Genomic DNA, 24,532 nt, shown 5'->3' on the forward strand with positions numbered 1-24,532 from the left:
GCTCCTTCGAACATGGTCTGCTGAGGGAGCATCGTCCAATGGCTACCGCGCAGACCCTAAACGCGCACGAGGCGCAGGGTCTGTCGGGGTATCCGCGCTAGCGCGGAACAGAGCTTCTCCATGGAGGGAGAAGGGCCTGGGCCTACCGAGACCAAGCCAGCCATTTTCGACGACGGGAATTTAGGACGCCTTCCTCGCCGCCGTCAATCGAAAGATGAGCGAGTGACGGTTGGTTGCGCCAAGCATATCCTTATGGCCGCGGCAGCAGCGATTTGATCCGCTCGGCATCGTCAGGTGTTGCCGGATTGTAGACGATCATGCTGAGATCCGTCCGGCCGTCGACCGAAAAGGCCGAATACTCGAATGCCAGCGGGCCGAGGATAGGATGGCGTATATGTTTGACGGCTTCGGTATGGGTGCCAGGAACATCGTTTTCGCGCCACATGGCCCTGAATTCCGGACTAATGCGGCAAAGTTCCGCCACGAAAGGCTCTATCTCACTCGATGCGCCTGCGCGCGCTGCATCGACACGGAATGCGCCCAGGGCGAAGCGGGCGACGCTTTCCCAATCATATTGCACGGCGCGCGCACGCGGATCGAGAAAGATATAGCGCAGAATGTTGCGTTCTTCTGGCGGCAGCGATCCGTAATCGATCAGCATCACGGGTGCCGCCCGGTTCCATGCGATGACGTCCCAGGTGGCGGTCCGGATAATGGCGGGGCTCGGCTCCAGTGCATCGAGCACGCGCTGCAGCCGCGGCGTAACACCATCATTTTTGCGGTAACGCGCTTCCGGCGGTCGGCCGAGGCCGAGCAGGAACAGGTGCTCGCGCTCCACCTCCGTCAGCATCAATGCACGGGCAATCCGGTCGAGCACGTCGGCCGAGGGCGCACCGCCACGGCCTTGCTCCAGCCATGTGTACCAGGTCGGGCTGATATTGGCGCGCTGCGCCACTTCCTCGCGCCGAAGTCCGGGCGTGCGCCGCCGTTCGCCGCCAAAGCCGAGGGCGGATGGATCAAGCTTCGCCCGCCGGTCCCGCAGATAGGCGCCGAGCACGTTTTCGGTTTCGATGAGATCGGTCATCCTGTTAGTGTCTTTACTATGATAAGGTCACTACTTTACCAGAATAAACGATGGGCACAGATTTGTCTCCGACGAAATAAGGAGACAGTGCATATGCGTATATTCGTTACTGGTGCGACCGGAAATGTCGGTTCGCATGTCGTCAAGGAATTGATCGGTGCGGGCCACCAGGTGCTCGGCCTTTCGCGCTCGAAGGAAAAGGCGGTCACACTCGCCGCTGCCGGCGCCGAGGTCCTGCACGGCACGATCGAGGATGCGGAAATCCTGAAAAGCGGCGCCTCACAATCCGACGGCGTCATCCACCTTGCCTTCAACCACGACTTCACGAGATTCGTCCAGAATTGCGAGGATGACCGCCGCGTCATCGCAACGCTGGCCTCGGCGCTTGCCGGCTCGGCTCGTCCGCTGGTTATTACGTCGGGCACGCCGATCGCCAACACGGTGCCGGGCGAGCCGGCCAGGGAGGATAACCCGATTGCCGGTTCCGACATGCATCCGCGGGCAGCGTCCGAGGAGGCAGGAATCCTGGCAAGCGAGATCGGGGTCAATGTCTCGGTCGTCCGGCTGCCCCAGGTGCATGATCCGGTCAGCCAGGGGCTTATTACGCCGTTGATCGATATATTCAGGCAGAAGGGGGTTTGCGCCTATGTGGGAGACGGGCTCAGCCGCTGGCCGGCGGCGCATTTTACCGATGTCGGCCGTCTTTACCGCCTCGTCGTCGAGCGCGCCGAACCGAATGCCAAATATCACGCGGCCGCTGAGGAAGGCGTGCCCATGCGCGATATCGTCGAGACGATCGGGCGGCAACTGAACCTGCCGGTCAAATCCATTGCCAGGGAAGAGGCGCAGGATTATTTCGGCTGGCTCGCCCTGTTTGCCGGCCGCGACATGCCGGCTTCAAGCGCCAAGACCCGCCAGAAGCTCAGCTGGGAACCCAAAGGCCCGACATTGCTTGAAGACCTCGCCCAGCTCAGGGTTGCCGCAGCGTAAGGCGTGCCCTGCTTTCTAGTCCATTGGCGGGCTGGAGCTTGATGGTCAAAGGCCTGACCGCTCGCCGGCCGGGCTTTTGTCATTTGTGGATGATCTTCCGTCCAGTGTCGTCGTCAGATGTAAGCTGTTCCGGCAAGAGCGGCGTCGACGCCGATAAAGCCGCGCTCCATGACATCAAGCAGCGCGGCTTGAGGATCTCCTTTTTCTCGAAAGACGCGCAGCGCCTCGGTATAGGCGACCACCAACGCCGCTATCAGCATTGCGCCCGCAAGATGTGCATTCGCATCGGAGCGCGGCCGCCCCGCCGCATCCGACAGCATTTCCGAGAGATCGTCAGCAAGCGTCACCTGCAGGCCGCGCGCATATGCCGTCAGCGTCGGGCTCTCGGCCACCATGCGCCAGAACTGGATGGGCCGTTCCGTGATCCTGAACAGAGGATGCTGCGTTTCCACCAAGTCCCGCATGAGGGTCTGGAACGAGCGGACGGGGGGCGCTCGGCCGCGATCGGCGAGCGCTTGCCGAACCAGCTCCCGTACCTCATCCTCGCGATCGAAAACCAGATCCTCCTTGCGGCGGAAGTAGTTGAACACCGTCTTTCTGGCGACCTCCGCTTCATCAGCAATGTCGGCGACGGAAACCTTATCGAAGCCATGCTCGACGAAGAGGCGTGTCGCGACGTTGGAGATCGCCTGACGCGTCATCTCCTTCTTGCGGTCTCGGAGTTTGATTCGGTTTGACATGAGGATATTTATACCATAAGTAAATTTATACCGAGTGTAAATACTGCGTTGCAATCACCAAATCGGTGAAATTGGCACAGGTTTTACGACTGTTCCGTGCCTGGACCGTCGCCGCCCGAATACGGGTGAGCGTTTTTAGCGACTCGCGCCGGCTGAGGTGGCCCGAAGCCGGAATGTCTGACGCCCTTGCGGCGCCGTTCGCTTGAGGAGTTCTGCCTTGATTTATGATGTTCTGATCGCCGGCGGCGGACCCGTCGGCTTGTTTCTCGCCTGCGAGCTGCGTCTCGTCGGTCTCTCCGTATTGGTGCTGGAGCAGGCCGAGGATCCACGCTCGCCCTTGAAGCGCCTTCCTTTCGGCATGCGCGGTCTCTCGGCGCCGACCATCGAGACCTTCCATCGTCGCGGCCTATTGAACGATATCGCCCAGCCAAAGCCTGCAAAGGAAGCTGCGCACTGGATGCATCAGTCGCGCAAGCCCGGCGGCCATTTTGCCGGCATCCAGTTCTTCCACGATAGGATCGACGCTTCGAAGTGGCTCTATCGCCTGCCAACCACACTCGGCATTAGCATGATGGTCGAAATGGAAAGCCTCGAAGCTGTCCTTGCGGCGCGTGCGGAGGCCATGGGTGTCGAGATCAGGCGCGGCTTCGGCGTCGAGAGCTTCGAGCAGTTGGATGAAGGTGTTGTCGTCTGCGCCAGAGGCGCGACCTTTCGCGGGCGCTGGCTCGTTGGCTGCGACGGCGGCCGCAGCACCGCCCGAAAGGCCGGCGGCTTCGGGTTCGTCGGCACCGATCCCGAATTCACCGGCTATTCCGCCGAAATAGAGATGGCGGACCCGGACAAGCTTCGTCCCGGCCGCCATTACACCGCGACGGGCATGTACACCTATGCGCCGCCCGGGACGGTCACGATGGTCGACTTCGACGGAGGCGCTTTCCACCGGACCCAGCCGATCACGCTCGACCATGTGCAGGCGGTGCTGCGCCGCATCTCCGTCACCGACGTCACCGTGACCACGCTCAAGCTTGCCACCACATGGACGGACCGCGCCTACCAGGCGACCACCTACCGCAAGGGGCGGGTTCTGCTGGCCGGCGACGCCGCGCACATCCATTCCCCCTTGGGCGGCCAAGGCCTCAACCTTGGTCTGGGCGACGCGATGAACCTTGGATGGAAGCTTGCCGCCACGATCCGTGGCGATGCGCCGGACGGCCTGCTCGATACTTATTCCAGCGAACGGCATCCCATTGGATCGCAGGTGCTTGATTGGTCACGCGCCCAGGTCGCGCTCATGCGGCCAAGCCCGAGCTCGCGCGCCCTCGAAGCCATCATCCGCGATCTGATCGACACGCGTGATGGCACCACCTATTTCGCCGAGCGCGTCTGGGGCATCTCTCTTCGCTATGATCTCGGCGACATCAATCCGCTCGTCGGCCGCAGCGCTCCCGATTTTGAGCTGGCCGATGGGACGAAGCTCGGCGATCATTTCAGAACGGGCGGCGGCCTGCTACTGGATTTCGATGCTCGTGCATCGCTTGAAGCGCTCGCGGGCCGCCGGGGTGACCGGATCACTTATATCGCCAGCGATGTCAGGGATCGGCTAGGTGTCAGCGCCATGCTCGTGCGGCCCGACGGTGTCGTTGCCTGGGTCTGCGAAGCTAAACTTGATACCAAGGAAGCTGCAAAGGCCACATTGAGATGGTTTGGCGAACCTGACAAAGAGCATGCATCTGCCTGAGAAGCGCAGCGTCCGATTGGAGCACAGATGGCATTGAGCACCGCGATTTCAAGCCGTGATCACCATCTTTGCTTTATCCGATCCGCTGGGTTCAGGAACATTCACAACCTTGCATGCAAGACGTAAGTTGACCGGGCCGGATCACTCGGCCCTCCGCATCTTGCCGTCGATCTTTATGGCTGAGCCGAGTGGGTAAACTGTTCACCCCATTGGCATAGCCCCTCCGCTCCGGCATGGAGCGCCGTTCCGCGTTCCGTCAAGGAATAGACAACTTTAGTCGGCGACCCGGGATAGACCGTTCGGTTAATCAGCCCATCAGCTTCCAATTCACGCAAGCTCTGCGTCAGCACCTTTTCGCTGATCGCCGGAATGGATTGCCGCAGCCGGCCAAACCGGCGGGGCGCTGCGCCAAGTTCGCAAAGAATATTAATCTTCCACTTGCCGGCGACCATCTTTACTGCGGTCGAAAAGCCATTCTCCTTATACGTGTTCACTTCACCCTCCTTACCTCTGAGTAACCACTTACACTTGCGTGCGTATTGTCCCTGCACTTTTAAAATCATAGCTCTCCCGAAAACAGCAGGCGAGCCAAGTGCTGCGCTAATCATATGGAGAGTCGGAATGAAACCTGCAATTAGCATCCTGGGGACCGGACGTATGGGATCGGCGCTCGCCAATGCACTGCTGCGGGCGGGATACCGCACGATCGTCTGGAACAGGACGGTGGAGAAGACCCGGACTCTGGCCGCTGCCGGAGCCATCGTCGCGGCCTCCGTGCGGGAAGCCGTCGAAGCGGCTGATATAATTATCGTGAATATCATCGATTACTCCGCAACTCGCACGTTGCTGCGTAGCGACGATGTCGTCTCCGCCATACCAGGCAAACTGATTGTGGAACTGACATCTGGAACACCGGACGGCGCTCGCGAAGCGGCTGAATGGTTCACCACGCAAGGAGTCAGCTATCTCGATGGCGCAATCATGGCGACGCCGGATTTCATCGGCACTGAGGCCGGGACGATCGTGATCTCGGGGCCGAAGCAGGCTTTCGATGCGAGTGTGGGCATGTTTGGTGTCTTGGGCGGCAATGTCCAGCATATCGGCGAGGAACCGGGGCGGGCGAACGCGCTTGACAGTGCCCTGCTTGCCCTGTTGTGGGGTGCCTTGTTCGGAACACTCCATGCCATTGCGGTGTCTCAGGCCGAAGGGATCGATCTTGACGAACTGGCGCGGCAGTGGAGTGCGACGGTACCCGTGGTTGACGGACTTGTTTCGGATCTCATCAAGCGAACAAATGCCGGCCGCTTTGCCAGCGACGACGAGACGCTTTCGACCATTTTCCCGCATCACACTTCGCTCCAGCATCTCCTTGCTTTGATGGAAGCACGCAGAATCGACCGCTCCTTGGTCGATGGTTACGACGCGATCTTCAAGCGAGCGATTGCTGCTGGCCACGAGCACAGTGATTTCGCGGCGCTCTCGCAATTCATGGGAAAGCCTGTAGGCAAGTAGAAAGCCTTTGACCTTTCTCATCGCTCTGCCGGGTCAAAGAAAGAAGCCCACCGGCGGCGAGCGCTGCCGCAACTCCTCGTTTTTGGGGTCGATCTAGGCCCCGAAAACCGAATTCCGCCTGTGTCGGGACGAGGAAGCAGCTACGCGACGCTGTTCGAGAGAGCGTCGCTGCTGAAAAGCAAGGTGACTTCCCCGCTCGGGCACTCAGGCTCTAGGGTAAATGGTTACCTATGCTTCCGGTCTGGACAAATCAGAAAATGGCGGACAGGGAGGGATTCGAACCCTCGGTACGCTTTCACGTACACACGCGTTCCAGGCGTGCGCCTTAAACCACTCGGCCACCTGTCCTTTGGCGTTTCGCACCCAGTCAGGAAGCAAATCGTCGGAACGGCCGCGATATATACCGATGAATTCCCGGCAATCAACCCGAATCTGACAGATTTTTGACTTGTTGACGCAAAACTCTGCATCTCCTCCCCATTGCGCTTATTTTGCACGCAACTTATCTAATGAGATAGATGAGGCGGCATCAGACCGGTCGGCCCGCGAAGGCCGGACGTAGTAAGTATCGGGAGGAGTTTATGCGTTTCCTGTTGCGTTTTGCCAGCCTTGTCGCGCTGGTGGTGGCTGTGATCGCCGGCACCATCGATTCCATTCAATCCGTAGCGGCTTCCGCCGTGGTCATGACACCGATGGGGGATGCGTGGAATGATGTCAGCCCTTCGTCGCTGGCAAGCCTTCGCTCGACGATCGCCTATTATGTTCATCCTCGCTTTTATGACTTGGCGATGCAATGGTTGCTGTTTCAGCCGGCCTTCGCTGTCTTTCTGGTGATCTCGCTGCTTCTGTGGGTGATCGCCTATAAGCGTCAGCCCGCAGCCGGACGCTTCAGCGCCTGACAGAGGGGGCCGCCTCCCGGTCTGTGCCATTTGAGGATTTCGGTCGCCTGAAGAGTGTTCGGCGATGGGCTTGCAGCAATGCCGTAGCGAGCAAAGCCGGCGATTGCTGCAGACGGATCGGCAACATTTCTGATCAATAAAAATGCACTTTTAGGCCGAAATTGTTTAAAAAACGGGTCGTTTGGATGGGTTTTCACCAATTCCCACAAATCTTTACCAACTGAAAAATTTCTCGTGAATTTTTCATGCAGCCATGCAAGGATGCGCGCCAGCTTGGCCTCGGGGAGGCCGGCGGTTCCGCAGACTTGCCCGGTCAACGGGCTTGCGGGAGGACCCAACAAGATAGAAACAATAGGGCTGCACCACATGAAAAAATCCCTTTTGACCCTTTTTGCCCTGGCTGCCATGTCGGCGACGGCGCTTGCGGCCGATATCAAGCCGGCCATCGTTTACGGAACCGGCGGCAAGTTCGACAAGTCCTTCAACGAAGCTGCCTATAACGGCGCCGAAAAGTTCAAGAAGGAAACCGGCATCGCTTATCGCGACTTCGAGCCGACCGGCGACACCCAGGGTGAACAGGCGCTGCGCAACTTCGCCAGCAAGGGCTTCAATCCGGTTATCGCTGTTTCTTTCGCCTGGACCTCTGCTCTCCAGAAGGTTGCTGCCGAATATCCGAAGACCGAATTCGTCCTGATCGACGACAGCCTTGACCTGCCGAACGTCCGCTCCGTCAAGTTCAAGGAAAACGAAGGTTCCTATCTCGCTGGCGTCATGGCCGCCCTTGCATCGAAGTCCGGCAAGATCGGTTTCGTCGGCGGCATGGACATTCCGCTGATCCGCAAGTTCGAATGCGGCTACGAGCTGGGTGCGCGCGCCACCAATCCGAAAATCGAAGTTTTCCAGAACATGACCGGCACGACCGGCGCTGCCTGGAATGACCCGGTTCGCGGCGGCGAACTCACCAAGAACCAGATCGACCAGGGCGCAGACGTTGTCTATGCGGCTGCCGGCGCCACCGGCCTCGGCGTGCTGCAGACCGCTGCCGACAACAAGAAGCTGTCGATCGGCGTCGACTCGAACCAGAACTACCTGCATCCGGGTTCCGTTCTGACCTCCGTCGTCAAGCGCGTCGACCTCGCCGTTTACAATGCCTTCAGCGACGCCAAGAACGGCAAGTTCACGCCTGGCACGCAGGAGCTCGGCCTCAAGGAAGATGGCGTTGCCGTGGCTATCGACGACAACAACAAGTCGCTCGTCACTCCGGAAATCCAGGCTGCCGTCGACAAGGCTCGGACCGATATCGTTGCTGGCACCATCAAGGTCCACGACTATCTGACCGACAACGCCTGCCCGAAGAACTGATATGAAATAAGGGCGTATGACGGAGCAAAACGTCATACGCCCTTTTCTTATCCGGAAACCGGTTTCTGGAGCCCCTATAGTGAACCAAATCTCCGCCATCGAGCTCGTGGGCATCGACAAGAAGTTCGGTGCTGTCCACGCCAATAAAGATATCAATCTAACCGTCGCCAAGGGCTCGATCCACGGGATCATCGGCGAAAACGGTGCCGGGAAATCGACCCTTATGTCGATTATCTACGGCTTCTATCATGCCGACAGCGGCGAAATCCGCATCAACGGCAAGCCCATCACCATCCGTGACAGCCAGACGGCGATATCAGCCGGCATCGGCATGGTGCACCAGCACTTCATGCTGGTCGACAATTTTACCGTCCTTGAAAACGTCATGCTGGGCGCCGAAGGCGGCGCGCTTCTCGCCAAGGGCGTTGCCGCCGCGCGCGCCGAGCTCAACCGGCTGGAGAAGGATTACGGCCTGGAAGTCGATCCGGATGCGTTGATCGAAGAGCTTCCCGTCGGCCAGCAGCAGCGCGTGGAAATCCTGAAGGCAATGTATCGCGGCGCGGAGATCCTCATTCTCGATGAGCCCACCGGTGTCTTGACGCCGGCAGAGGCGGATAATCTCTTCCGTATCCTTCGCGTTTTGCGTGATCAGGGCAAGACGATCATCCTCATCACCCATAAGCTGCGTGAGATCATGGCGATCACCGATACGGTATCGGTCATGCGCCGCGGCGAGATGGTTGCCACGCGCAAGACGGCGGAAACCACCGTCGAGGAACTGGCAGAATTGATGGTCGGCCGCCGCGTGCTGCTGCGCGTCGAAAAGGGGGCTCCCAATCCGGGCGAAATCCTGCTCTCGGTGCGCAATCTCACCGTCAAGGACGGCCGCGGCGTCACCATGGTCGACAATGTCTCCTTCGATGTCCGTGCCGGCGAGATCGTCGGCATTGCCGGTGTTGCCGGAAATGGTCAATCGGAATTGCTGGAGGCGATCGCCGGTATCCGCAAGCCGGCTTCGGGCGAAATCCTTCTGCACGGCAAACCGATCGGCAACGCCGATCCAGCAGCACTCCGCGACCTCGGCCTTGCCCATATTCCGGAAGATCGCCATCACATGGGCCTCGTCCTCAAGTTCGAGGAATATGAGAATTCCATGCTCGGCTATCACCGCGACCGCAAATACGGGCGCGGCGGCATGCTCGATCTCGACGCCATGCGCAAGGATGCGATCGAGAAGATCGAGAAATACGATATCCGCCCGCCGAACGCGCGGTTGAAGACCGCCAATTTCTCCGGCGGCAACCAGCAGAAGATCGTCGTTGCCCGCGAGATCGAGCGAGATCCGAAGGCGCTGCTGATCGGCCAGCCGACGCGCGGCGTCGATATCGGCGCCATCGAATTCATCCATCGCCGCATCATCGAGATGCGCGACGCCGGCAAGGCGATCCTGCTGGTGTCTGTGGAGCTGGATGAGATCCGTGCGCTTTCAGACCGTATCCTCGTCATGTTCGCCGGCCATATCGTCGGTGAAAAGTCGGCTGAGGCCGGTGAACAAACACTCGGCCTGATGATGGCCGGCATTGCCGCGTGAGGCGTATATGAGCACGGCTTCCGTTTCTCTCCCCAATTGGATCACCTATGGCCTGATCCCCCTTCTCAATTTGATTGTTGCCTTCCTGATCTCCGGGCTTGTCGTCTGGTTTATCGGCGCCAGCCCGCTCGATGCGCTCACATCTCTGCTGGATGGTGCGCTCGGCAGTGGCGAAGGTATCGGTTTCACACTGTATTACGCAACGAGCTTCATCTTCACCGGTCTTTCGGTCGCCGTCGCCATCCATGCCGGCCTTTTCAATATCGGATCGGAAGGCCAGGCCTATCTCGGTGGTCTCGGCTGCGCCCTGGTGGCGCTGACTCTCGACCATTATGTGCCCTGGTATGTGACGATGCCCTTCGCCGTCATCGGCGCGGCAATCTTCGGTGCGCTCTGGGCCTTTATTCCTGCCTGGCTGCAGGCCAAGCGCGGCAGCCACGTCGTCATCACGACGATCATGTTCAACTTCATCGCGTCGGCGATGATGAACTTCCTGCTGGTGCATATACTGATCGTGCCGGGCAAGATGGCGCCGGAAACCCGTACGTTCCTTGAGGGCGGTCAGCTGCCGAAGCTCGGCTGGTTGATGGATATGTTCGGCTCGACCATCGGTGCCGCGCCGCTCAACGTTTCCTTCTTGATCGCGCTGGTCATGTGCTTCCTGGTGTGGATGCTCGTGTGGCGCACCAAGCTCGGCTATGAAATGCGCACGCTGGGTCTCAGTCCGACCGCTGCTGTTTATGCAGGCATCCCCTATGCCCGCACGGTCATCATCGCCATGCTGCTTTCCGGCGGCCTTGCCGGCATGATGGCGCTTAATCCGGTCATGGGCGCTTCCGGCCGATTGCAAATCGAGTTTGTGCTTGGTGCGGGCTTCGTCGGTATCGCCGTGTCGCTGATGGGCCGCAATCATCCTTTGGGCATCATCCCGGCAGCACTTCTATTCGGCATTCTTTATAGAGGGGGCGACACGCTGCCCTTCGACATACCTCAGATCACACGGGACATGATCGTGGTGATCCAGGGTCTCGTCATCCTGTTTGCGGGAGCCCTCGAATACATGTTCCGCCCTGCGCTCGTGCGCATCTACCAGCAATTCGCCAGGACGTGAGGATCGGACGATGAATTATTACGATCTTTTGATCGCTATATTTGGCTCGACGATCCGCCTGTCGATTCCACTGATCTTTACAGCATTAGCAGGCTTGTTTTCCGAACGTGCTGGCATCTTCGATATCGGCCTTGAAGGCAAGATGCTGGCATCTGCTTTCGCTGCCGCCTGTGTTGCCTCGATCAGCGGCTCGCCCTGGGCCGGCCTTGTCGCCGGCATCGTCGTTTCGGTTCTTCTCGGTCTGCTCCATGGCTTCACATCGATCACCAATCGCGGTAACCAGATCGTCTCGGGGGTTGCCATCAACTTCTTGACGGCCGGGTTGACTATCGTTCTTGGCAATGCCTGGTTCGGTCAGGGCGGCCGCACGCCGACTTTGCCTGCTACTGCCCGCTTCTCTGGCATCACGCTGCCCGGCGCCGATGCCATTCACGACGTTCCGTTCATCGGTCCGCTCTACGCCAATGTCATCTCTGGCAACAATATCCTGACCTATCTCGCCTTCCTGACGGTGCCGATCTCTTGGTGGATCCTCTATCGTACCCGTTTCGGTCTGCGGTTGCGTGCTGTCGGTGAAAATCCCGGCGCGGTCGATACCGCCGGCATCTCGGTCGAATGGCTGCGCTATCGTTCGCTGATCGTCGCGGGCATCCTCTGCGGCTTCTCCGGCACCTATCTAGCCATCGCTCAGTCGGCCGCCTTCATCAACAATATGTCGGCGGGCAAGGGCTATATCGCGCTTGCCGCACTGATCTTCGCAAAATGGAAGCCTGTGCCGGTCATGTTCACCTGCCTTCTCTTCGGCTTCCTCGATGCCTTCGCCAATTTCATGCAGGGCAAGGCGGTTCCGGGCATTGGAGAGGTGCCGGTACAGATTTTCCAGGCGCTGCCCTATATCCTCACCTGCATCCTGCTTGCAGGCTTTATCGGCGTCGCCAAGCCTCCGAAGGCCGGTGGCGTGCCCTATACCAAGGAGCGCTAAACCATGTCGCATGATCTGTTCGAGGCCGCGCGCGGAGCGATGGCCTTTGCTCACGCTCCCTATTCGAAATTCCCGGTCGGTGCGGCGATCCGCGCCGAGGATGGCAAGATCTACACCGGCGCCAATATCGAAAATCTCTCCTTCCCGCAGGGCTGGTGTGCCGAACCGACGGCGATCGGCCAGATGATCATGGGCGGCGCCAAGAAGATCGTCGAGATTGCCGTCATCGCCGAGAAGCTGCCACTCTGCCCGCCCTGCGGCGGCTGCAGGCAGAAGATCGCCGAATTTGCCAGCAAGGAAACGCGCATCTATCTTTGCGACGAGACCGGCGTGAAGAAGACCATGACCATGGACGAAATGTTGCCCTTCAGCTTCGAAACGGAGGTGCTCGGATGAGCGCAGCTGTCGATATCCTCACCGAGAAGCTCGGCGAGCTGAAGCCGCGCTATGGCATCATCCTGGGCTCAGGCCTCGGCTCTCTCGTGGATGAGGTCAAAGACGCCCTGCGCATTCCCTATGCCGACCTACCCGGCTTCCCGGTCAGTGCGGTATCAGGTCATGCCGGCACGCTGGTCACAGGCAAGCTCGGCGACGTCCCCGTCATCATGCTCTCCGGTCGCGTACATTATTACGAAAAGGGCGACGCCAATGCCATGCGCGCGCCGATCGAGACCCTGAAGGCGCTTGGCGTCGACACGCTGATCCTGACGAATTCGGCCGGATCGCTGCGGGAAGAGATGCCGCCGGGCTCGGTGATGCAGATCACTGATCACATCAATTATTCCGGCATGAACCCGCTGATCGGCGAGGAAAGCGACAGGCGTTTCGTCGGCATGACCAGCGCCTATGATACCGACCTCATCATGCGCATGCGCAAGGCGGCGGAAAAGGCCGAGATCAAGCTGTCACATGGCGTCTATATGTGGTTTTCCGGCCCAAGTTTCGAAACGCCGGCAGAAATCCGCATGGCGCGCATCCTGGGCGCCGATGCCGTCGGCATGTCGACGGTGCCGGAAGTCATACTGGCGCGTCTTTTCGGTCTGAGGGTTGCCGCTGCCTCCGTCATCACTAACTATGGTGCTGGCATGACCGGTGGAGAACTCTCGCATGAAGAGACGAAAGATATGGCTCCGGTCGGCGGCGCGCGCCTTGCCGCCATTTTGAAAGAAATGATCGCTGACGAAGGAGATCCACAATGACGGGCCATTCCCTCAGAGAAACGGCAGCTGTTGCGCTTTCCCTTCTCGATCTCACCAATCTCAAGGATGACTGCACGCCGGCTCAGATCGAGGCGCTGTGCGCCCGCGCGCAATCGCCCTATGGCAATACGGCCGCCATCTGCATCTGGCCGCGCTTTGTCGCCCAGGCGCGCGCCATTCTCGGAACCGATCATGTCGTGAATATCGCGACCGTGGTGAATTTCCCGGCCGGCGATATGGAGGTGGCCGATGTTGCTGCCGAAGCGCGCGAAGCGATTGCCGATGGCGCTGACGAAATCGATCTGGTCATTCCCTATCGTACCTTTCTGGCCGGCAATGAGAAGGCCGTCACCGACATGGTGACCGCCGTCAAGGCCGAGTGCAAGGGACCGGTCATCTTGAAAACCATTCTCGAAACCGGCGAATTGAAGGACGCGACGCTGATCCGGCGCGCGTCGGAACTCGCGATCGAGGCCGGCTCCGATTTCATCAAGACGTCCACCGGCAAGGTGGCCGTCAACGCGACGCTGGAAGCCGCTGACATCATGCTGCGTGCCATTCGCGACAGCGGCCGCAAGGTCGGCTTCAAGCCCGCCGGCGGCATCGGCTCCGTTTCCGATGCGGCTCTGTATCTCAGCCTCGCCGAGACCATCATGGCGCCCGATTGGGCCATGCCGTCGACCTTCCGCTTCGGTGCGTCGAGCCTGCTCGACGATATTCTGAACGTGCTGGCCGGCGGCGAGTCCAAGACGGCCTCGTCAGGCTACTGATCTATGATCCCGCAGGAGATCATCCGTCAAAAGCGTAACGGCGCCACCCTCTCTGCCGCCGATATCGATGCGTTTATCGGCGCGCTGGGGCGTGGCGAACTGGCGGAAAGCCAGATCGGTGCCTTCGCCATGGCCGTCTGGTTTCGCGGCATGACGCGCGAGGAGACGGTGGCGCTGACGCTCGCCATGGCCCGCTCCGGCGATACGCTCTCCTGGGAGGGCATCGGCAGGCCGATCGCCGACAAGCATTCGACAGGCGGCGTCGGCGACAATGTCTCTCTGATGCTCGCGCCCGTCGCGGCCGCCTGCGGTCTTGCCGTGCCGATGATCTCGGGTCGAGGCCTCGGCCACACCGGCGGCACCCTCGACAAGCTGGAATCCATTCCTGGTTACGGGATCACGCCGGATGCGGCCCGTTTCCGCAAGGTGGTCGAAGAAGTCGGCTGTGCCATCATCGGCCAGACCGGCGCGCTGGCGCCTGCCGATGGCAAGCTCTATGCGGTGCGCGATGTCACCGCGACCGTCGATTCCATACCGTTGATTACCGCCTCCATCCTGTCGAAGAAACTGGCCGCGGGGCTGGAAACGCTGGTGCTCGACGTCAAGATCGGCAGCGGCGCCTTCATGACCTCGCTGGAAGAGGCCGAGACGCTGGCGCGCTCGCTGGTCGAGGTGGCAAACGGCGGCGGGGTCAAGACCTCGGCCCTGATTACCGACATGAACCAGCCTCTGGCCGATGCGGCCGGCAACGTGGTCGAGCTTCGCAACTGCCTGGATTTCTTGAAGGGTAACAAGGCAGGCACGCGGCTCGAAACGGTCGTGCTGGCCTTCGCATCCGAAATGCTCGTTCAGGCCGGCATTGCCGCGGACGTTGCCGAGGCGGAGGGCAGGGCGCGCGGGGCTTTGGCCTCCGGCAAGGCGGCGGAAATATTCAGCCGCATGGTGCATGCGCTCGGAGGTCCTGCGGATCTGCTTGAACACTCGGATCGCCATTTGGCGAGTGCGCCGGTGCAGAAGCCGGTTCTCGCGGCCACCGATGGCTGGCTCGGCGCCTGCGATGCGCGGAGGATCGGCATGAGTGTGATCGATCTCGGCGGCGGCCGCCGCCGCCCGCAGGACAGGATCGATCATCGCGTCGGCTTCAGCGATATTCTGCCGCTCGGTACGAAGATGAGCAGGGGTGATCGCATCGCCACCGTCCATGCGGCGGACGAGGCAAGCGCGGAAAAAGCCATGGCGGATTTGTCGGCCAATTATCGCATCGCGGATGCGGCGCCCACTTTATCGCCTGTCATTGTCAGAAAGATCTGATGTGAAGGCGGTCGAGGACGCCTGGTAGAACCTTGTGAGATGTTCTCTGCCCTATTGCTTCAGAAGCAGGGTGCCGTTCTGCACTCCATAGGAGTTCAGTTTCTTCATGAAGCTCATGCCGATCAACGTCGCACCGAGCGCACTGTCCTTCGCCACCACGGCATCGACATCGCGGACCCGGATCGTGCCGATTTCCAGGCGGTCGAGTTTGATGTGGGCGACCTTTGAGATGCCGTTCGCTGTTTGGACTGAGTAGCGATAGTCGAGATCGACGCTGCTGAAGCCGAGGCTGCGCGCGGTACTTTCGTTCATCGCCACATAGGTTGCGCCGGTGTCGATCATCCCGTGTACGGAGCGGCCATTGATGGTGAAATCGCCCTCATAGTGACCGCCCGCATTGGCGCGCAGCTGAACACTGCCATAGGAAACAGGAGCTTCCGCCTGCGGTGGGGCAAGCGAAACCGCTTCGACCGGCACGGGCTTCGCGGCATGTTCGCTATAGCTGCTCACCAGCATCGGCACCTGGGTCGCCGCAACGGCGATGACACCGGCAAAGGCAAGAACACGAACGAGCATCGGCAAGGCCCCTCCTGCGGGTCATTCCATCTATAGGCCAAGTGTGCTGAAAGGACACTAATGCAATCAATAAAAAGCCCGGCAGTTGTGTAACTGCCGGGCTAAATAAAAAGTATAATAGCGGATTTACTTCGTTCCGTACATCCGGTCGCCGGCATCGCCGAGGCCGGGCACGATGTAGCCCTTCTCGTTCAGATGGCTGTCGATCGCAGCGGTAAAGACCGGCACATCCGGATGCGCCTTGCGGAAATTGGCGATGCCTTCCGGAGCCGCCAGCAGGCAGAGGAAGCGGATATTGTGCGCGCCGCGCTCCTTCAGCTTTTCGATCGCGGCGATCGAGGAATTGCCTGTTGCCAGCATCGGATCGACGACGATGATCAGGCGCTCGGAAATATCCTCGGGCGCCTTGAAGTAATATTCGACCGGTTGCAGCGTTTCGTGATCGCGGTAGACGCCGATATGCGAGACGCGCGCCGAGGGCACCAGGTCGAGCATGCCTTCGAGCAGGCCATTGCCGGCACGCAGGATCGAGGCGAAGACCAGCTTCTTGCCTTCGAGGATCGGCGCATCCATCGGCTGTAGCGGCGTCTCGATGGTCTCGATCGTCAGTTCGAGGTCGCGCGTCACTTCGTAACAGAGCAGTGTCGAAATCTCGCGCAGCAGCCGGCGGAAGCTTCCCGTCGACGTGTCCTTCTTCCGCATGATTGTGAGCTTGTGTTGCACAAGCGGGTGATCGATGACAGTGACGCCGTCCATGGTTTCAGCCTTCCAGTAATTCCGCGATATAAGATGGTTCTTCCACGGAAATCGCCTCTGGTGCAAGAAAATAGGCCACTTTGGGAGATTTCATCCCCAATATGGGGCCTTAACTATGCATTTAGAGCTTCGCAAGCAACGTCGCCCGTGCCGCCTCGTCCACAAACGCTGCCTCGATCGCCGTGCGGGTCATGGCATCGATTTCGGCGTCGCTAAAGCCGAAGGCTGACGACGCCAACTCGTATTCGCGCTTCAGCGAGGTGTGGAAGAAGGGCGGGTCGTCGGAGTTGATAGTGACCTTCACGCCGGCGTCGCGCAACGTGCGCAGCGGATGCGACTGGAAATCCGGGAAGACGTTGAGTGCGACGTTGGAGCCGGGGCAGACTTCCAGCACGGTGCCGAGATCGGCAAGGCGTTTGACGAGATCCATGTCCTCGATGGCGCGCACGCCATGGCCGATGCGCTGCGGGCGCACCAGATCCACCGCGTCGGCGACGCTGAATGCGCCGCAGACCTCGCCGGCATGAATGGTAATGCCGAGACCGGCCTCGCGAGCGATGTCGAAGGCGCGAGCGTAATCGGCGACGCGGCCCATGCGCTCCTCGCCGGCCATGTTGAAGCCGGTAATCAGCGGATTGTCGCTCTTGGCGGCATATTCTGCCGCCTTCACGACGCGCTCAGGCCCAAAGTGGCGTTCGCCGGTTACGATCAGCCGAGCCTCGATGCCGGTCTTTGCCTTGGCGGCACGGATGCCGGCGGAAACGCCTGCCATATACGTCTCGGCGCCGAGGCCGATTCGATCGCCATGGTCGGGCGAAACGATGAGCTCGCTATAGATCGTGCCGATGCCGGCAAGCTCTTCCAGATAGGTTTCCGTCAGCAGCGCATAGTCTTCCTCGGTGCGGTAGACCTCGGAAACCTTGTCGTAGCAGAGGAGGAACTCGGCAAAATCCTTCCAAAGGTAAACACCGTCCTTGAGGAAGGCGCTGGTGTCGACTCCATATTTTTCTGCTTGTGCGAGCGTCAATGCAGGTGGGGCGGCGCCCTCCAGATGGCAGTGCAGCTCCACTTTCTTCAAATGCGATGTCAAAGGAAACTCCTCCCATGCGGCCCGGCCGCAATTCCCAGATGTCGCGCAACCGTCTCGCCGATATCGGCATAGGTCTGGCGGATACCGATGGAACGAGATCGAATGCCCGGCCCATAAGCCATGACGGGCACGCGCTCGCGCGTGTGATCGGTGCCGCGCCAGGTTGGGTCGCAACCATGATCAGCCGTCAGAATGACGAGATCGCCGGCCCTCAGCTTTTCGTGCACCTCAGGCAGCCGCGCATCGAAGGCTTCGAGCGCTGCGGCATAGCCCGGCACGTCGCGGCGATGGCCATAGACCATGTCGAAATCGACGAAATTGGTGAAGACCAGATCGCCGTCCTCAGCTTCATCCATGGCCTTCAGCGTCGCATCCATCAGCGCCATGTTGCCATTGGCCTTGATGATCCTGGAGACGCCCTGATGCGCGAAGATATCACCGATCTTGCCGACTGCGTGCACGGTTCGCTCGGCCTTGACCAGACGATCGAGCAGTGTCGGTTCCGGCGGCAACACGGAGAAATCGCGGCGGTTTCCGGTCCGCTCGAAGGTCGCTGCTGTCTCGCCGACGAAGGGGCGGGCAATGACGCGGCCGATATTGTAGGAATCGAGCAGGGTGCGCACGATCTTGCAGAGGCCGATCAGCCGATCGAGCCCGAAATGCTGTTCGTGTGCGGCGATCTGGAAGACGGAGTCGGACGAGGTGTAGCAGATCGGCTTGCCGCTGCGGATATGTTCCTCTCCAAGCCTGGCGATCATGTCGGTGCCGGAGGCGTGGCAATTGCCGAGAATCCCTGGCAGATCGGCAGCCTCGCAGATGGCCTTCACCAGCTCCGGCGGAAAGGCGTCGCCCTCTGCCGGAAAGTAACCCCAGTCGAACATGACGGGCGTCCCGGCGATCTCCCAATGACCCGATGGCGTATCTTTACCGCGGGAGACTTCATCGGCACATCCATAAAGACCGTACAGTTTTTCCGGCCGCGGCATGCCGGCGGGATAATTGCCCGTTGCCGCCTTGGCGATCTCCAGCAGCCCCAGGCCGGACATTATCGGCAATGTCAGCGGACCCTCACGCAGGCCTTCCCGGTCCGCAGCGCCTGCAGCGCAGAATTCCGCGATATGGCCGAGCGTGTCAGCGCCCTCATCTCCGTAGCTTGCCGCATCCGGGCCGCCGCCCACGCCGAAAGAATCCAGAACGAAAAGAAAGGCGCGCGCCATAGATCACCCGATAGAATGCCGTCACCCGGCAGGTCTTCCGGGTTATTGTACGTCACCCATATAACGGAGGCATCGACTTGGCAATTTTCCGTTTGGAAGCACCCGCCAGGCGCCTTTTCTCGGCGTTTTCAGCAGTCGCTGCAGCTGATCGACGTGCCGACACGCTGGCGATAGTAATATTGCCGGCTGATGGTGATCTGGTTTGTGCCGCTTGGCAGGAAATTGGCACCGAAGCTGAGGAGTTGATAGGGGAGGGCAAGTTCGCTGCGGACGAGGAATGTGCTTGCCTGGTTCATGTTGGCCGGCACGGTGACCGTGGAGCCAGCCATATACGGCCTGGTTCCGTCCTGTGCCCAGGACCAGGCGACTGTCGCCTTGCCTGATGCGTCGATGGCGATGCCGGTGATCTTTAGCGTCAGGCCGGTGGTACTGTAGGGTGCGAAGATCGCGCCGGCGACCGAGGGCATTGTCGCAAGCACGGACTTTGTGACCGACGATTGCTGCGAGACGATATCGGCTATCGAACCGGCCGAACGGCTGGCGCGTTTCGAGGCGCTGAGGCCGACGGTAAGCTCGAAAGCACCGAGATAGAGCATCAGCAATACGGGGAAAAGAATGGCGAATTCGATCGCACCTACGCCGCGTTCGTCGCAGGTGAAGCGTCTCAGGATGCCTGAGGGCGCGCTTTCTTTCCCGATCATGCTCTTGAGGCCGCTCACGGATAATTCTCGTTCTGAAACGCCGCGGTTGCGACGATAAGATAGACCGAGGCCGAACCGTCGGTCGGGTGCACATTGGTAAGATAGGGGCGCAGCAGGTCCGTTATGATTCCCCAGCGATAGTAGGCGCGCACCATGTTCAGCGACTTGGCACCGCCTGGCGCGAAAGTGAAACCAGTGGTGCTGAGGTCGGAATAGGGGTCGGTCGAGGACTTGCGCGGGATCGTTGTCGGCATGGATGCGAAGCTCGAATAGCTCTGCACATCGAGGTAGAGATTTGTCGGCGTCTGCAGTTCGGAAGAGGAGCAAGTAATGAGCACGGAAATCTGATTGCAGAATGCCTGCCGGAATTGCTGCGAGGTGGTATTGGCTGCTGTAATCTGCCCGGTTCTGATCTGACGCGACAGAGTATCGACAGCGTTCGAAACGACTTGTTCTGCAGTAAAGGCGACGAAGGTTTCGATAATGGCGAAGATGATCAGAAAATAGGGAATCGCAAGCAGAGCGAATTCGATTGCCGCCGTCCCGTCGCGAGAACGCACGAATTCGCGCAATTTGCCCGGCGCACGTTGCCGTACAGGGCTGGTATTGGCGAGGGGCGCGTTGTCTGGCGTCATAGGTCATCCGCAATGTTTAAACGCGGAGGACACTAGAGTTGCTTTCTTGATAATCCGTTTCTCTTCTCTATTCATATTTAGAGGAAATCGGGATTATCGATCGCAATATAATTCTTTGAAAGTACTTTAGAATATTTGCGTTATCGAATGTTACTATGGCCCGGTGGCGGCAGTCGGCGTCGCCGTATTGTTTTGCTGAGCGTGCTGTTCGCAATTCGGCGTGCATGACAGCACGGCTCGATCCGTCTGGCGGAAAACGCGGACCGTATTGCCTTCGTCGATCGATACTAGGATCTGCTCGTCTACGATCGCGTTGCCGTCGGTGTCGAGCAGGATGATATTTGTCGTGCCGAAGCTGCGGCCTGTCAGCACGATGGTCTTCGGATCGGCGACCGTTGCATCGGCGACCTGCGAATTGCCGACGATGACCTTGCTGACGGGGCGGTCCAGCTTCAAAACGCGCGCGTGATCCATATAGACGCGCAGCATGCTCTCTCCGGCGGCGTGAGAAAGCTGCGGCATCATGCCGGTCACGGCAACAATGCAGGCAAGGAATGCTGTTCTGCCGCCGATTGGCATGGCTTGGCCTCTTGAAAGCTATGGCGAGAAGAATTTCCGGATAGAATGAGAAAGAATGGTGAATGAACGATTAAGCGGATCTGGCATCGTTCGATTACGGCGCGGATGTGTCATTCGCGCCTCATATCATCCCATCATTGCGAACATCGTGTACTGTTTCAAGACAAATCGTATATTGCGCTAATATTCGCCTATCTAATAATTTCCATCTGGCTGAAGAACTTCTTTAAAACGGAAAGAATAACATAAAACTTGCATTAACTATTCTATTTTCGCTTTCCTATTTACTGCATATTAACCTAATTCTTTAAAGCGATGGAAACGGCGCGCAGCTACCGTGCAGTTCATCCGATCAACGGCAACAGTTGGCGGACGTGCTGTCAACAAAGTGGAGTTAAACTTATGTCCAAGCTTTTTTCGCGTTTCCTGAAAGATGAATCCGGCGCGACCGCAATTGAATATGGCCTGATCGCCGCCCTGATCTCTGTCGCCATCATCACCGGCGCGACCACCCTCGGCGGTGCATTGAACACTACCTTCCAGAATATCTCGACGAAGATGACCACTGCCGCCGCGGCAACAAAATAAGCCTAGTATATCTATTTAGATAAGGGCGTATCAGCGAAAATCGCTCGATATAGCGAGCGGTTTTCGATATTTTGACCTTCGCAGTAGACGGTGTATCTTCAATGCTTGAAGCCTCAACATTGCTAATATTTCCGCTCTGTATGTCGATCGCAGCGATCTCCGATCTGCTGACGATGATGATCCCGAACCGCATATCCGTGGCGCTTGCGATCTCATTCTTTGTGTTGGCGCCCACTGTCGGACTGTCCTTTGCGGAAATCGCCATGCATATGGCTGGCGCTGGTGCTGTATTCTTTGCCTGTTTCACATTATTTGCGCTGAACGTTATGGGCGGTGGTGACGCAAAGCTCCTGGCTGCCGCTGCGCTTTGGTTCGGCTTTGATGCATCGCTCCTAGAGTTCTTGATCTACGTAGCCTTTATCGGCGGGGTATTGACGGTTTTGATCATGATGCTCCGCTCGCAGGCCAACACGATCTTGGCCATCGGTCTCCCGCTGCCAAACTCTTTGGTGATCGCCAAAAAAATCCCTTACGGCATCGCCATCGCGATCGGTGGCATTCTCGCCTTTCCATCTTCACCGGTGTTGATCGCGGCGACGCGCGCCTTGGCTTGAGTCGACCAGTAAAAAACAAACCAGAACATATATATTTTCTAATATAAACCAAGTAATTATGGTTAAATAACAATAAATGTAACCCCACATTAACCATAATTACACCAATTGCCGGTCATTCTGCAGGGCGAAGAATCCTGTTCCTCAAGGAATGACCATGAAACCCGCTCGCATAATGATCCTCGCAGTGGCAGCCGTCGCAGCCGGTATGGCCGGTCTGCTCGCGATGCGCCTGGCGGGTTCGCGCGATATCGTTCCCCAGCAGATCGCGGCGGTTGTCCAGAAGGAGGCGACAGTCAACGTCCTCGTTGCCGGTGCCAATCTGGCCGTCGGTTCACGTCTCAACGAACAATCGATCCATTGGATGCCTTGGCCCGAAAGCGGTCTGGTCAAAGGCCTCATCACCGAACGCGAACGGCCCGATGCGCTGAAAGATCTGACCGGGGCGGTTGTTCGCCTGCCGATCTTCGAGGGCGAGCCCATCCGCGAGGAAAAGGTCGCCGATTCCAACAGCCGTATCCTTTCATCCATGCTGCCCGCGGGCAAGCGGGCTGTCGCCACTGAGATTTCCGTCGCGACCGGCGCAGGCGGCTTCATCCTTCCCAATGACCGTGTCGACGTCATCATGGTGCGCAAGGGCTCCCAGCAGCAGCTCGTCACCGAAACCGTGCTCAGCAACGTTCGCGTCCTGGCAGTCGATCAGCAGATCGAGGAAAAGCAGGATGGAAGCAAGGCCGTCGTCGGCGCGACCGCGACGCTGGAGCTGACGCCGGATCAAACGAAGGTCCTGGCGGTCGCCCACCAAATGGCCGATCGCCTGACGCTGGCATTGCGCTCCGTTGCGGATGCACAGCAGCCCGATACGACGGCTGCCGATTATCTGCTAGCCGGTGACAGTGGCGGCAGCATGATCCAGGTCATCAAATCGGGAGCGATCGTGACTGACGGCCCAACAGGGCCGAAACCGCAGTGAGAAGGGGCAAGATGATGTTAAAGACAAGCAAGAAAGCCAGCCTGCCTCTCGCTTTTGGCCTCTCCTTCTCCGTTGCCTTTGCCGGGCTGCCTCTGGGGCCGGCCTTTCTGCGTATGCCTGCGGCCATCGCGGGCGGTTCCGACAGCATCGTGACGATAGCCGGCCTGGGCACGAAGCGCACATTGAAGCTGGGCCTCAACAAGGCGCTCGTCGTCGATCTGCCGGCCGATGCCCACGATATCCTTGTCTCCGATCCCAAGATGGCCGACGCGGTGACGCGAACCTCGCGCCGCATCTATCTTTTCGGCAAGACGGTCGGCCAGACCAACATCTTCATCTTCGGCGCCGACGGCAAGGAGATCGTCAGCCTCGATCTCCAGATCGAGCGAGACATTGCCGGCCTTCAGGCCAACCTCAAGCGCTTCATTCCAGACTCGGACATCAACGTCGAGATCGTTTCCGACAACATCGTCATGACCGGTACGGTGCGCACGCCCCAGGATGCGACACGGGCCGAGCAGCTTGCACAGGCCTTCCTCAAAGGCGGTGAAGCGACGACACGAAACCAGACTGCCTCGGGCAGCGGCGACAACAATGCGGTCGCCATTTTCGCAGAAACGCGGCAGACGTCGCAGATCGTCAATATGCTGCAGATCGAAGGCGAGGATCAGGTCACGCTCAAGGTGACCGTCGCCGAAATCAAGCGGAGCGTGCTGAAGCAGATCGGCTTCGATAACCTCGTCAGGAATTCTTCCGGCCTGACGGTTGCCCAGCTTGGCAGCCCTGCCTCCGACGGGACTGCGGCAGCAGGCGGCGGCGGTCTGGCCAGCTTGTTCAAAACCGCCATCGGCAAATACGATATCAGCACCTATCTCAATGCTCTTGAGCAGGCGGGAGCCGTCCGCACGCTGGCTGAGCCGACATTGACGGCGATCTCCGGCCAGGCCGCGACGTTCAATTCGGGCGGTCAGACCCTATACGCCGTCACGAACAAGGACGGGACTGTCACGGTCACACCCTTCACCTATGGTATCAGCTTGGCCTTCACGCCTGTCGTGCTGTCTGCCGGACGAATCGCCCTGCATGTGCAGACCCAGGTTTCCAATCCGGTCGGCACCGCCAACGCCGGCACGGCAACCTACAACCAGCGTGCAGCCGATACTTCGGTCGAGTTGCCCTCCGGCGGCTCGATCGCTTTGGCCGGTCTTTTGAGCGATACCATCCAGCAGACCACCAATGGCACGCCCGGGGCCTCGAAGATTCCGATCCTTGGCGCGTTGTTCCGCCAGAAGAGCTTCCAGCGCGACGAAAGCGAGCTGGTTATCATCGCGACACCGTATCTGGTGCGGCCGGTCGCCCGTAGCCAGCTTGCCCGCCCCGACGACAACTTCTCGCCGAGCAACGACATCAGCGGCGTCTTCATGAATCGTGTCAACAAGATCTACGGCCGCAAGGACGGGCCGCCGGTCGCCGATGCCGATTTCCACGGCACTGTCGGCTTCATCTACAAGTGA

27 protein-coding genes and 1 tRNA gene are annotated in these 24,532 nt (G+C 59.4%); 16 read left to right on the top strand and 12 right to left on the bottom strand.

Going from position 1 to position 24,532, the window contains the following annotated elements:
* Window positions 1-250: 250 nt before the first annotated feature.
* Window positions 251-1,084 (bottom strand): helix-turn-helix transcriptional regulator, encoded by an 834-nt coding sequence (locus ACYJRZ_RS06065; protein ID WP_459457120.1) that lies wholly within the window; start codon window positions 1,082-1,084, stop codon window positions 251-253.
* A 93-nt stretch (window positions 1,085-1,177) separates the two neighbouring features.
* Here ACYJRZ_RS06065 and ACYJRZ_RS06070 point away from each other — a divergent pair, with 93 nt between their 5' ends.
* A complete protein-coding gene (locus ACYJRZ_RS06070; RefSeq protein ID WP_459457122.1) occupies window positions 1,178-2,074 on the top strand; it encodes an SDR family oxidoreductase in 897 nt (298 codons plus the stop codon).
* Window positions 2,075-2,187: 113 nt separating this feature from the next.
* Here ACYJRZ_RS06070 and ACYJRZ_RS06075 read toward each other — a convergent pair whose 3' ends face one another.
* Window positions 2,188-2,814, bottom strand: a complete 627-nt coding sequence (locus ACYJRZ_RS06075) for a TetR/AcrR family transcriptional regulator (RefSeq protein ID WP_459457124.1) — start codon at window positions 2,812-2,814, stop codon at window positions 2,188-2,190.
* Between the two features lie 217 nt (window positions 2,815-3,031).
* Here ACYJRZ_RS06075 and ACYJRZ_RS06080 point away from each other — a divergent pair, with 217 nt between their 5' ends.
* A complete protein-coding gene (locus tag ACYJRZ_RS06080) occupies window positions 3,032-4,552 on the top strand; it encodes an FAD-dependent monooxygenase (RefSeq protein WP_459457126.1) in 1,521 nt (506 codons plus the stop codon).
* A gap of 173 nt (window positions 4,553-4,725) precedes the next feature.
* Here the strand turns inward: ACYJRZ_RS06080 and ACYJRZ_RS06085 are convergent, their stop codons facing one another.
* Window positions 4,726-5,046 (bottom strand): winged helix-turn-helix transcriptional regulator, encoded by a 321-nt coding sequence (locus ACYJRZ_RS06085; RefSeq protein WP_459457128.1) that lies wholly within the window; start codon window positions 5,044-5,046, stop codon window positions 4,726-4,728.
* A 127-nt stretch (window positions 5,047-5,173) separates the two neighbouring features.
* On the opposite strand from ACYJRZ_RS06085, the gene ACYJRZ_RS06090 reads away from it, so the two are divergent.
* Entirely contained in the window at window positions 5,174-6,064 is an 891-nt protein-coding gene (locus ACYJRZ_RS06090; RefSeq protein WP_459457130.1) for an NAD(P)-dependent oxidoreductase, read from the top strand.
* Window positions 6,065-6,322: 258 nt separating this feature from the next.
* On the opposite strand, the gene ACYJRZ_RS06095 is transcribed toward ACYJRZ_RS06090, so the two are convergent.
* A tRNA-Ser gene (locus ACYJRZ_RS06095) sits at window positions 6,323-6,412 on the bottom strand.
* A 233-nt stretch (window positions 6,413-6,645) separates the two neighbouring features.
* On the opposite strand from ACYJRZ_RS06095, the gene ACYJRZ_RS06100 reads away from it, so the two are divergent.
* Entirely contained in the window at window positions 6,646-6,963 is a 318-nt protein-coding gene (locus ACYJRZ_RS06100) for a hypothetical protein (RefSeq protein WP_106996277.1), read from the top strand.
* Here ACYJRZ_RS06100 and ACYJRZ_RS06105 read toward each other — a convergent pair.
* Window positions 6,933-7,280 (bottom strand): hypothetical protein, encoded by a 348-nt coding sequence (locus ACYJRZ_RS06105; RefSeq protein WP_459457133.1) that lies wholly within the window; start codon window positions 7,278-7,280, stop codon window positions 6,933-6,935. The two genes, ACYJRZ_RS06100 and ACYJRZ_RS06105, sit on opposite strands and share 31 nt — an antisense overlap.
* Before the next feature lie 49 nt (window positions 7,281-7,329).
* Between ACYJRZ_RS06105 and ACYJRZ_RS06110 the strand changes: the two genes are divergently transcribed.
* Genes ACYJRZ_RS06110 through deoA form a run of 8 tightly spaced genes read left to right on the top strand, consistent with a single transcriptional unit; the run spans window position 7,330 to window position 15,289 of the window.
* Window positions 7,330-8,325, top strand: coding sequence for a BMP family lipoprotein (locus tag ACYJRZ_RS06110; RefSeq protein WP_113230221.1), 996 nt, complete (start codon window positions 7,330-7,332; stop codon window positions 8,323-8,325).
* Window positions 8,326-8,341: 16 nt separating this feature from the next.
* Window positions 8,342-9,916 carry an ABC transporter ATP-binding protein gene (locus tag ACYJRZ_RS06115; RefSeq protein WP_459457135.1) on the top strand — a complete coding sequence of 525 codons (1,575 nt, stop codon included), beginning with the start codon at window positions 8,342-8,344 and terminating at the stop codon, window positions 9,914-9,916.
* Between the two features lie 7 nt (window positions 9,917-9,923).
* Window positions 9,924-11,027, top strand: a complete 1,104-nt coding sequence (locus ACYJRZ_RS06120) for an ABC transporter permease (protein ID WP_459457137.1) — start codon at window positions 9,924-9,926, stop codon at window positions 11,025-11,027.
* A gap of 10 nt (window positions 11,028-11,037) precedes the next feature.
* Window positions 11,038-12,009, top strand: coding sequence for an ABC transporter permease (locus ACYJRZ_RS06125; protein ID WP_459457139.1), 972 nt, complete (start codon window positions 11,038-11,040; stop codon window positions 12,007-12,009).
* Between the two features lie 3 nt (window positions 12,010-12,012).
* On the top strand, window positions 12,013-12,405 hold the full coding sequence (locus ACYJRZ_RS06130) for a cytidine deaminase (protein ID WP_015338405.1): 393 nt from the start codon (window positions 12,013-12,015) through the stop codon (window positions 12,403-12,405).
* On the top strand, window positions 12,402-13,208 hold the full coding sequence (locus ACYJRZ_RS06135) for a purine-nucleoside phosphorylase (RefSeq protein ID WP_459457142.1): 807 nt from the start codon (window positions 12,402-12,404) through the stop codon (window positions 13,206-13,208). Before ACYJRZ_RS06130 ends, ACYJRZ_RS06135 begins: the two co-directional genes overlap by 4 nt.
* Window positions 13,205-13,978 (top strand): deoxyribose-phosphate aldolase, encoded by a 774-nt coding sequence (deoC, locus tag ACYJRZ_RS06140; protein ID WP_459457144.1) that lies wholly within the window; start codon window positions 13,205-13,207, stop codon window positions 13,976-13,978. The genes ACYJRZ_RS06135 and deoC overlap by 4 nt, the downstream gene beginning before the upstream one ends.
* Window positions 13,979-13,981: 3 nt before the next feature.
* Complete coding sequence (gene deoA, locus ACYJRZ_RS06145) at window positions 13,982-15,289, top strand: thymidine phosphorylase (RefSeq protein WP_459457146.1); 1,308 nt, start codon at window positions 13,982-13,984, stop codon at window positions 15,287-15,289.
* Between the two features lie 51 nt (window positions 15,290-15,340).
* On the opposite strand, the gene ACYJRZ_RS06150 is transcribed toward deoA, so the two are convergent.
* From ACYJRZ_RS06150 to ACYJRZ_RS06180, 7 genes are all read right to left on the bottom strand, one after another.
* A complete protein-coding gene (locus ACYJRZ_RS06150; RefSeq protein ID WP_459457148.1) occupies window positions 15,341-15,865 on the bottom strand; it encodes a TIGR02281 family clan AA aspartic protease in 525 nt (174 codons plus the stop codon).
* A gap of 126 nt (window positions 15,866-15,991) precedes the next feature.
* Window positions 15,992-16,621, bottom strand: coding sequence for a uracil phosphoribosyltransferase (upp, locus tag ACYJRZ_RS06155; RefSeq protein ID WP_015338410.1), 630 nt, complete (start codon window positions 16,619-16,621; stop codon window positions 15,992-15,994).
* A 121-nt stretch (window positions 16,622-16,742) separates the two neighbouring features.
* Window positions 16,743-17,711, bottom strand: a complete 969-nt coding sequence (locus ACYJRZ_RS06160; protein WP_459457151.1) for an adenosine deaminase — start codon at window positions 17,709-17,711, stop codon at window positions 16,743-16,745.
* Window positions 17,708-18,928 carry a phosphopentomutase gene (locus ACYJRZ_RS06165; RefSeq protein WP_459457153.1) on the bottom strand — a complete coding sequence of 407 codons (1,221 nt, stop codon included), beginning with the start codon at window positions 18,926-18,928 and terminating at the stop codon, window positions 17,708-17,710. The genes ACYJRZ_RS06160 and ACYJRZ_RS06165 overlap by 4 nt, the downstream gene beginning before the upstream one ends.
* Before the next feature lie 128 nt (window positions 18,929-19,056).
* Window positions 19,057-19,629 carry a TadE/TadG family type IV pilus assembly protein gene (locus ACYJRZ_RS06170; RefSeq protein ID WP_459458653.1) on the bottom strand — a complete coding sequence of 191 codons (573 nt, stop codon included), beginning with the start codon at window positions 19,627-19,629 and terminating at the stop codon, window positions 19,057-19,059.
* A 14-nt stretch (window positions 19,630-19,643) separates the two neighbouring features.
* Window positions 19,644-20,264: a TadE/TadG family type IV pilus assembly protein gene (locus tag ACYJRZ_RS06175; protein ID WP_459457155.1), complete on the bottom strand. Its 621-nt coding sequence runs from the start codon at window positions 20,262-20,264 to the stop codon at window positions 19,644-19,646.
* Between the two features lie 153 nt (window positions 20,265-20,417).
* Window positions 20,418-20,843, bottom strand: a complete 426-nt coding sequence (locus ACYJRZ_RS06180) for a pilus assembly protein N-terminal domain-containing protein (RefSeq protein WP_459457157.1) — start codon at window positions 20,841-20,843, stop codon at window positions 20,418-20,420.
* 402 nt (window positions 20,844-21,245) lie between these two features.
* Here ACYJRZ_RS06180 and ACYJRZ_RS06185 point away from each other — a divergent pair, with 402 nt between their 5' ends.
* The 4 genes from ACYJRZ_RS06185 (at window position 21,246) to ACYJRZ_RS06200 (ending at window position 24,532) form a co-directional block, all read left to right on the top strand.
* On the top strand, window positions 21,246-21,431 hold the full coding sequence (locus ACYJRZ_RS06185; protein ID WP_459457159.1) for a Flp family type IVb pilin: 186 nt from the start codon (window positions 21,246-21,248) through the stop codon (window positions 21,429-21,431).
* A 101-nt stretch (window positions 21,432-21,532) separates the two neighbouring features.
* On the top strand, window positions 21,533-22,045 hold the full coding sequence (locus ACYJRZ_RS06190; RefSeq protein WP_459458655.1) for an A24 family peptidase: 513 nt from the start codon (window positions 21,533-21,535) through the stop codon (window positions 22,043-22,045).
* A 157-nt stretch (window positions 22,046-22,202) separates the two neighbouring features.
* Window positions 22,203-23,018: a Flp pilus assembly protein CpaB gene (gene cpaB / locus ACYJRZ_RS06195; protein ID WP_459457161.1), complete on the top strand. Its 816-nt coding sequence runs from the start codon at window positions 22,203-22,205 to the stop codon at window positions 23,016-23,018.
* Window positions 23,019-23,032: 14 nt separating this feature from the next.
* Window positions 23,033-24,532, top strand: coding sequence for a type II and III secretion system protein family protein (locus ACYJRZ_RS06200; RefSeq protein ID WP_459458657.1), 1,500 nt, complete (start codon window positions 23,033-23,035; stop codon window positions 24,530-24,532).

Source organism: Rhizobium sp. No.120 (assembly GCF_054558365.1).

Excerpts from the sequence above, each read along its gene's own strand:
- ACYJRZ_RS06065 (WP_459457120.1), bottom strand. The coding sequence starts at position 1,084 with ATGACCGATCTCATCGAAACCGAAAACGTGCTCGGCGCCTATCTGCGG.
- ACYJRZ_RS06075 (WP_459457124.1), bottom strand. The coding sequence starts at position 2,814 with ATGTCAAACCGAATCAAACTCCGAGACCGCAAGAAGGAGATGACGCGT.
- deoC (WP_459457144.1), top strand. The coding sequence starts at position 13,205 with ATGACGGGCCATTCCCTCAGAGAAACGGCAGCTGTTGCGCTTTCCCTT.
- deoA (WP_459457146.1), top strand. The coding sequence starts at position 13,982 with ATGATCCCGCAGGAGATCATCCGTCAAAAGCGTAACGGCGCCACCCTC.
- ACYJRZ_RS06150 (WP_459457148.1), bottom strand. The coding sequence starts at position 15,865 with ATGCTCGTTCGTGTTCTTGCCTTTGCCGGTGTCATCGCCGTTGCGGCG.
- ACYJRZ_RS06170 (WP_459458653.1), bottom strand. The coding sequence starts at position 19,629 with ATGATCGGGAAAGAAAGCGCGCCCTCAGGCATCCTGAGACGCTTCACC.
- ACYJRZ_RS06070 (WP_459457122.1), top strand. The coding sequence starts at position 1,178 with ATGCGTATATTCGTTACTGGTGCGACCGGAAATGTCGGTTCGCATGTC.
- ACYJRZ_RS06180 (WP_459457157.1), bottom strand. The coding sequence starts at position 20,843 with ATGCCAATCGGCGGCAGAACAGCATTCCTTGCCTGCATTGTTGCCGTG.
- ACYJRZ_RS06175 (WP_459457155.1), bottom strand. The coding sequence starts at position 20,264 with ATGACGCCAGACAACGCGCCCCTCGCCAATACCAGCCCTGTACGGCAA.
- ACYJRZ_RS06090 (WP_459457130.1), top strand. The coding sequence starts at position 5,174 with ATGAAACCTGCAATTAGCATCCTGGGGACCGGACGTATGGGATCGGCG.
- ACYJRZ_RS06125 (WP_459457139.1), top strand. The coding sequence starts at position 11,038 with ATGAATTATTACGATCTTTTGATCGCTATATTTGGCTCGACGATCCGC.
- ACYJRZ_RS06200 (WP_459458657.1), top strand. The coding sequence starts at position 23,033 with ATGTTAAAGACAAGCAAGAAAGCCAGCCTGCCTCTCGCTTTTGGCCTC.
- upp (WP_015338410.1), bottom strand. The coding sequence starts at position 16,621 with ATGGACGGCGTCACTGTCATCGATCACCCGCTTGTGCAACACAAGCTC.
- ACYJRZ_RS06130 (WP_015338405.1), top strand. The coding sequence starts at position 12,013 with ATGTCGCATGATCTGTTCGAGGCCGCGCGCGGAGCGATGGCCTTTGCT.
- ACYJRZ_RS06185 (WP_459457159.1), top strand. The coding sequence starts at position 21,246 with ATGTCCAAGCTTTTTTCGCGTTTCCTGAAAGATGAATCCGGCGCGACC.
- ACYJRZ_RS06100 (WP_106996277.1), top strand. The coding sequence starts at position 6,646 with ATGCGTTTCCTGTTGCGTTTTGCCAGCCTTGTCGCGCTGGTGGTGGCT.
- ACYJRZ_RS06120 (WP_459457137.1), top strand. The coding sequence starts at position 9,924 with ATGAGCACGGCTTCCGTTTCTCTCCCCAATTGGATCACCTATGGCCTG.
- cpaB (WP_459457161.1), top strand. The coding sequence starts at position 22,203 with ATGAAACCCGCTCGCATAATGATCCTCGCAGTGGCAGCCGTCGCAGCC.
- ACYJRZ_RS06115 (WP_459457135.1), top strand. The coding sequence starts at position 8,342 with ATGACGGAGCAAAACGTCATACGCCCTTTTCTTATCCGGAAACCGGTT.
- ACYJRZ_RS06135 (WP_459457142.1), top strand. The coding sequence starts at position 12,402 with ATGAGCGCAGCTGTCGATATCCTCACCGAGAAGCTCGGCGAGCTGAAG.
- ACYJRZ_RS06110 (WP_113230221.1), top strand. The coding sequence starts at position 7,330 with ATGAAAAAATCCCTTTTGACCCTTTTTGCCCTGGCTGCCATGTCGGCG.
- ACYJRZ_RS06165 (WP_459457153.1), bottom strand. The coding sequence starts at position 18,928 with ATGGCGCGCGCCTTTCTTTTCGTTCTGGATTCTTTCGGCGTGGGCGGC.
- ACYJRZ_RS06190 (WP_459458655.1), top strand. The coding sequence starts at position 21,533 with ATGCTTGAAGCCTCAACATTGCTAATATTTCCGCTCTGTATGTCGATC.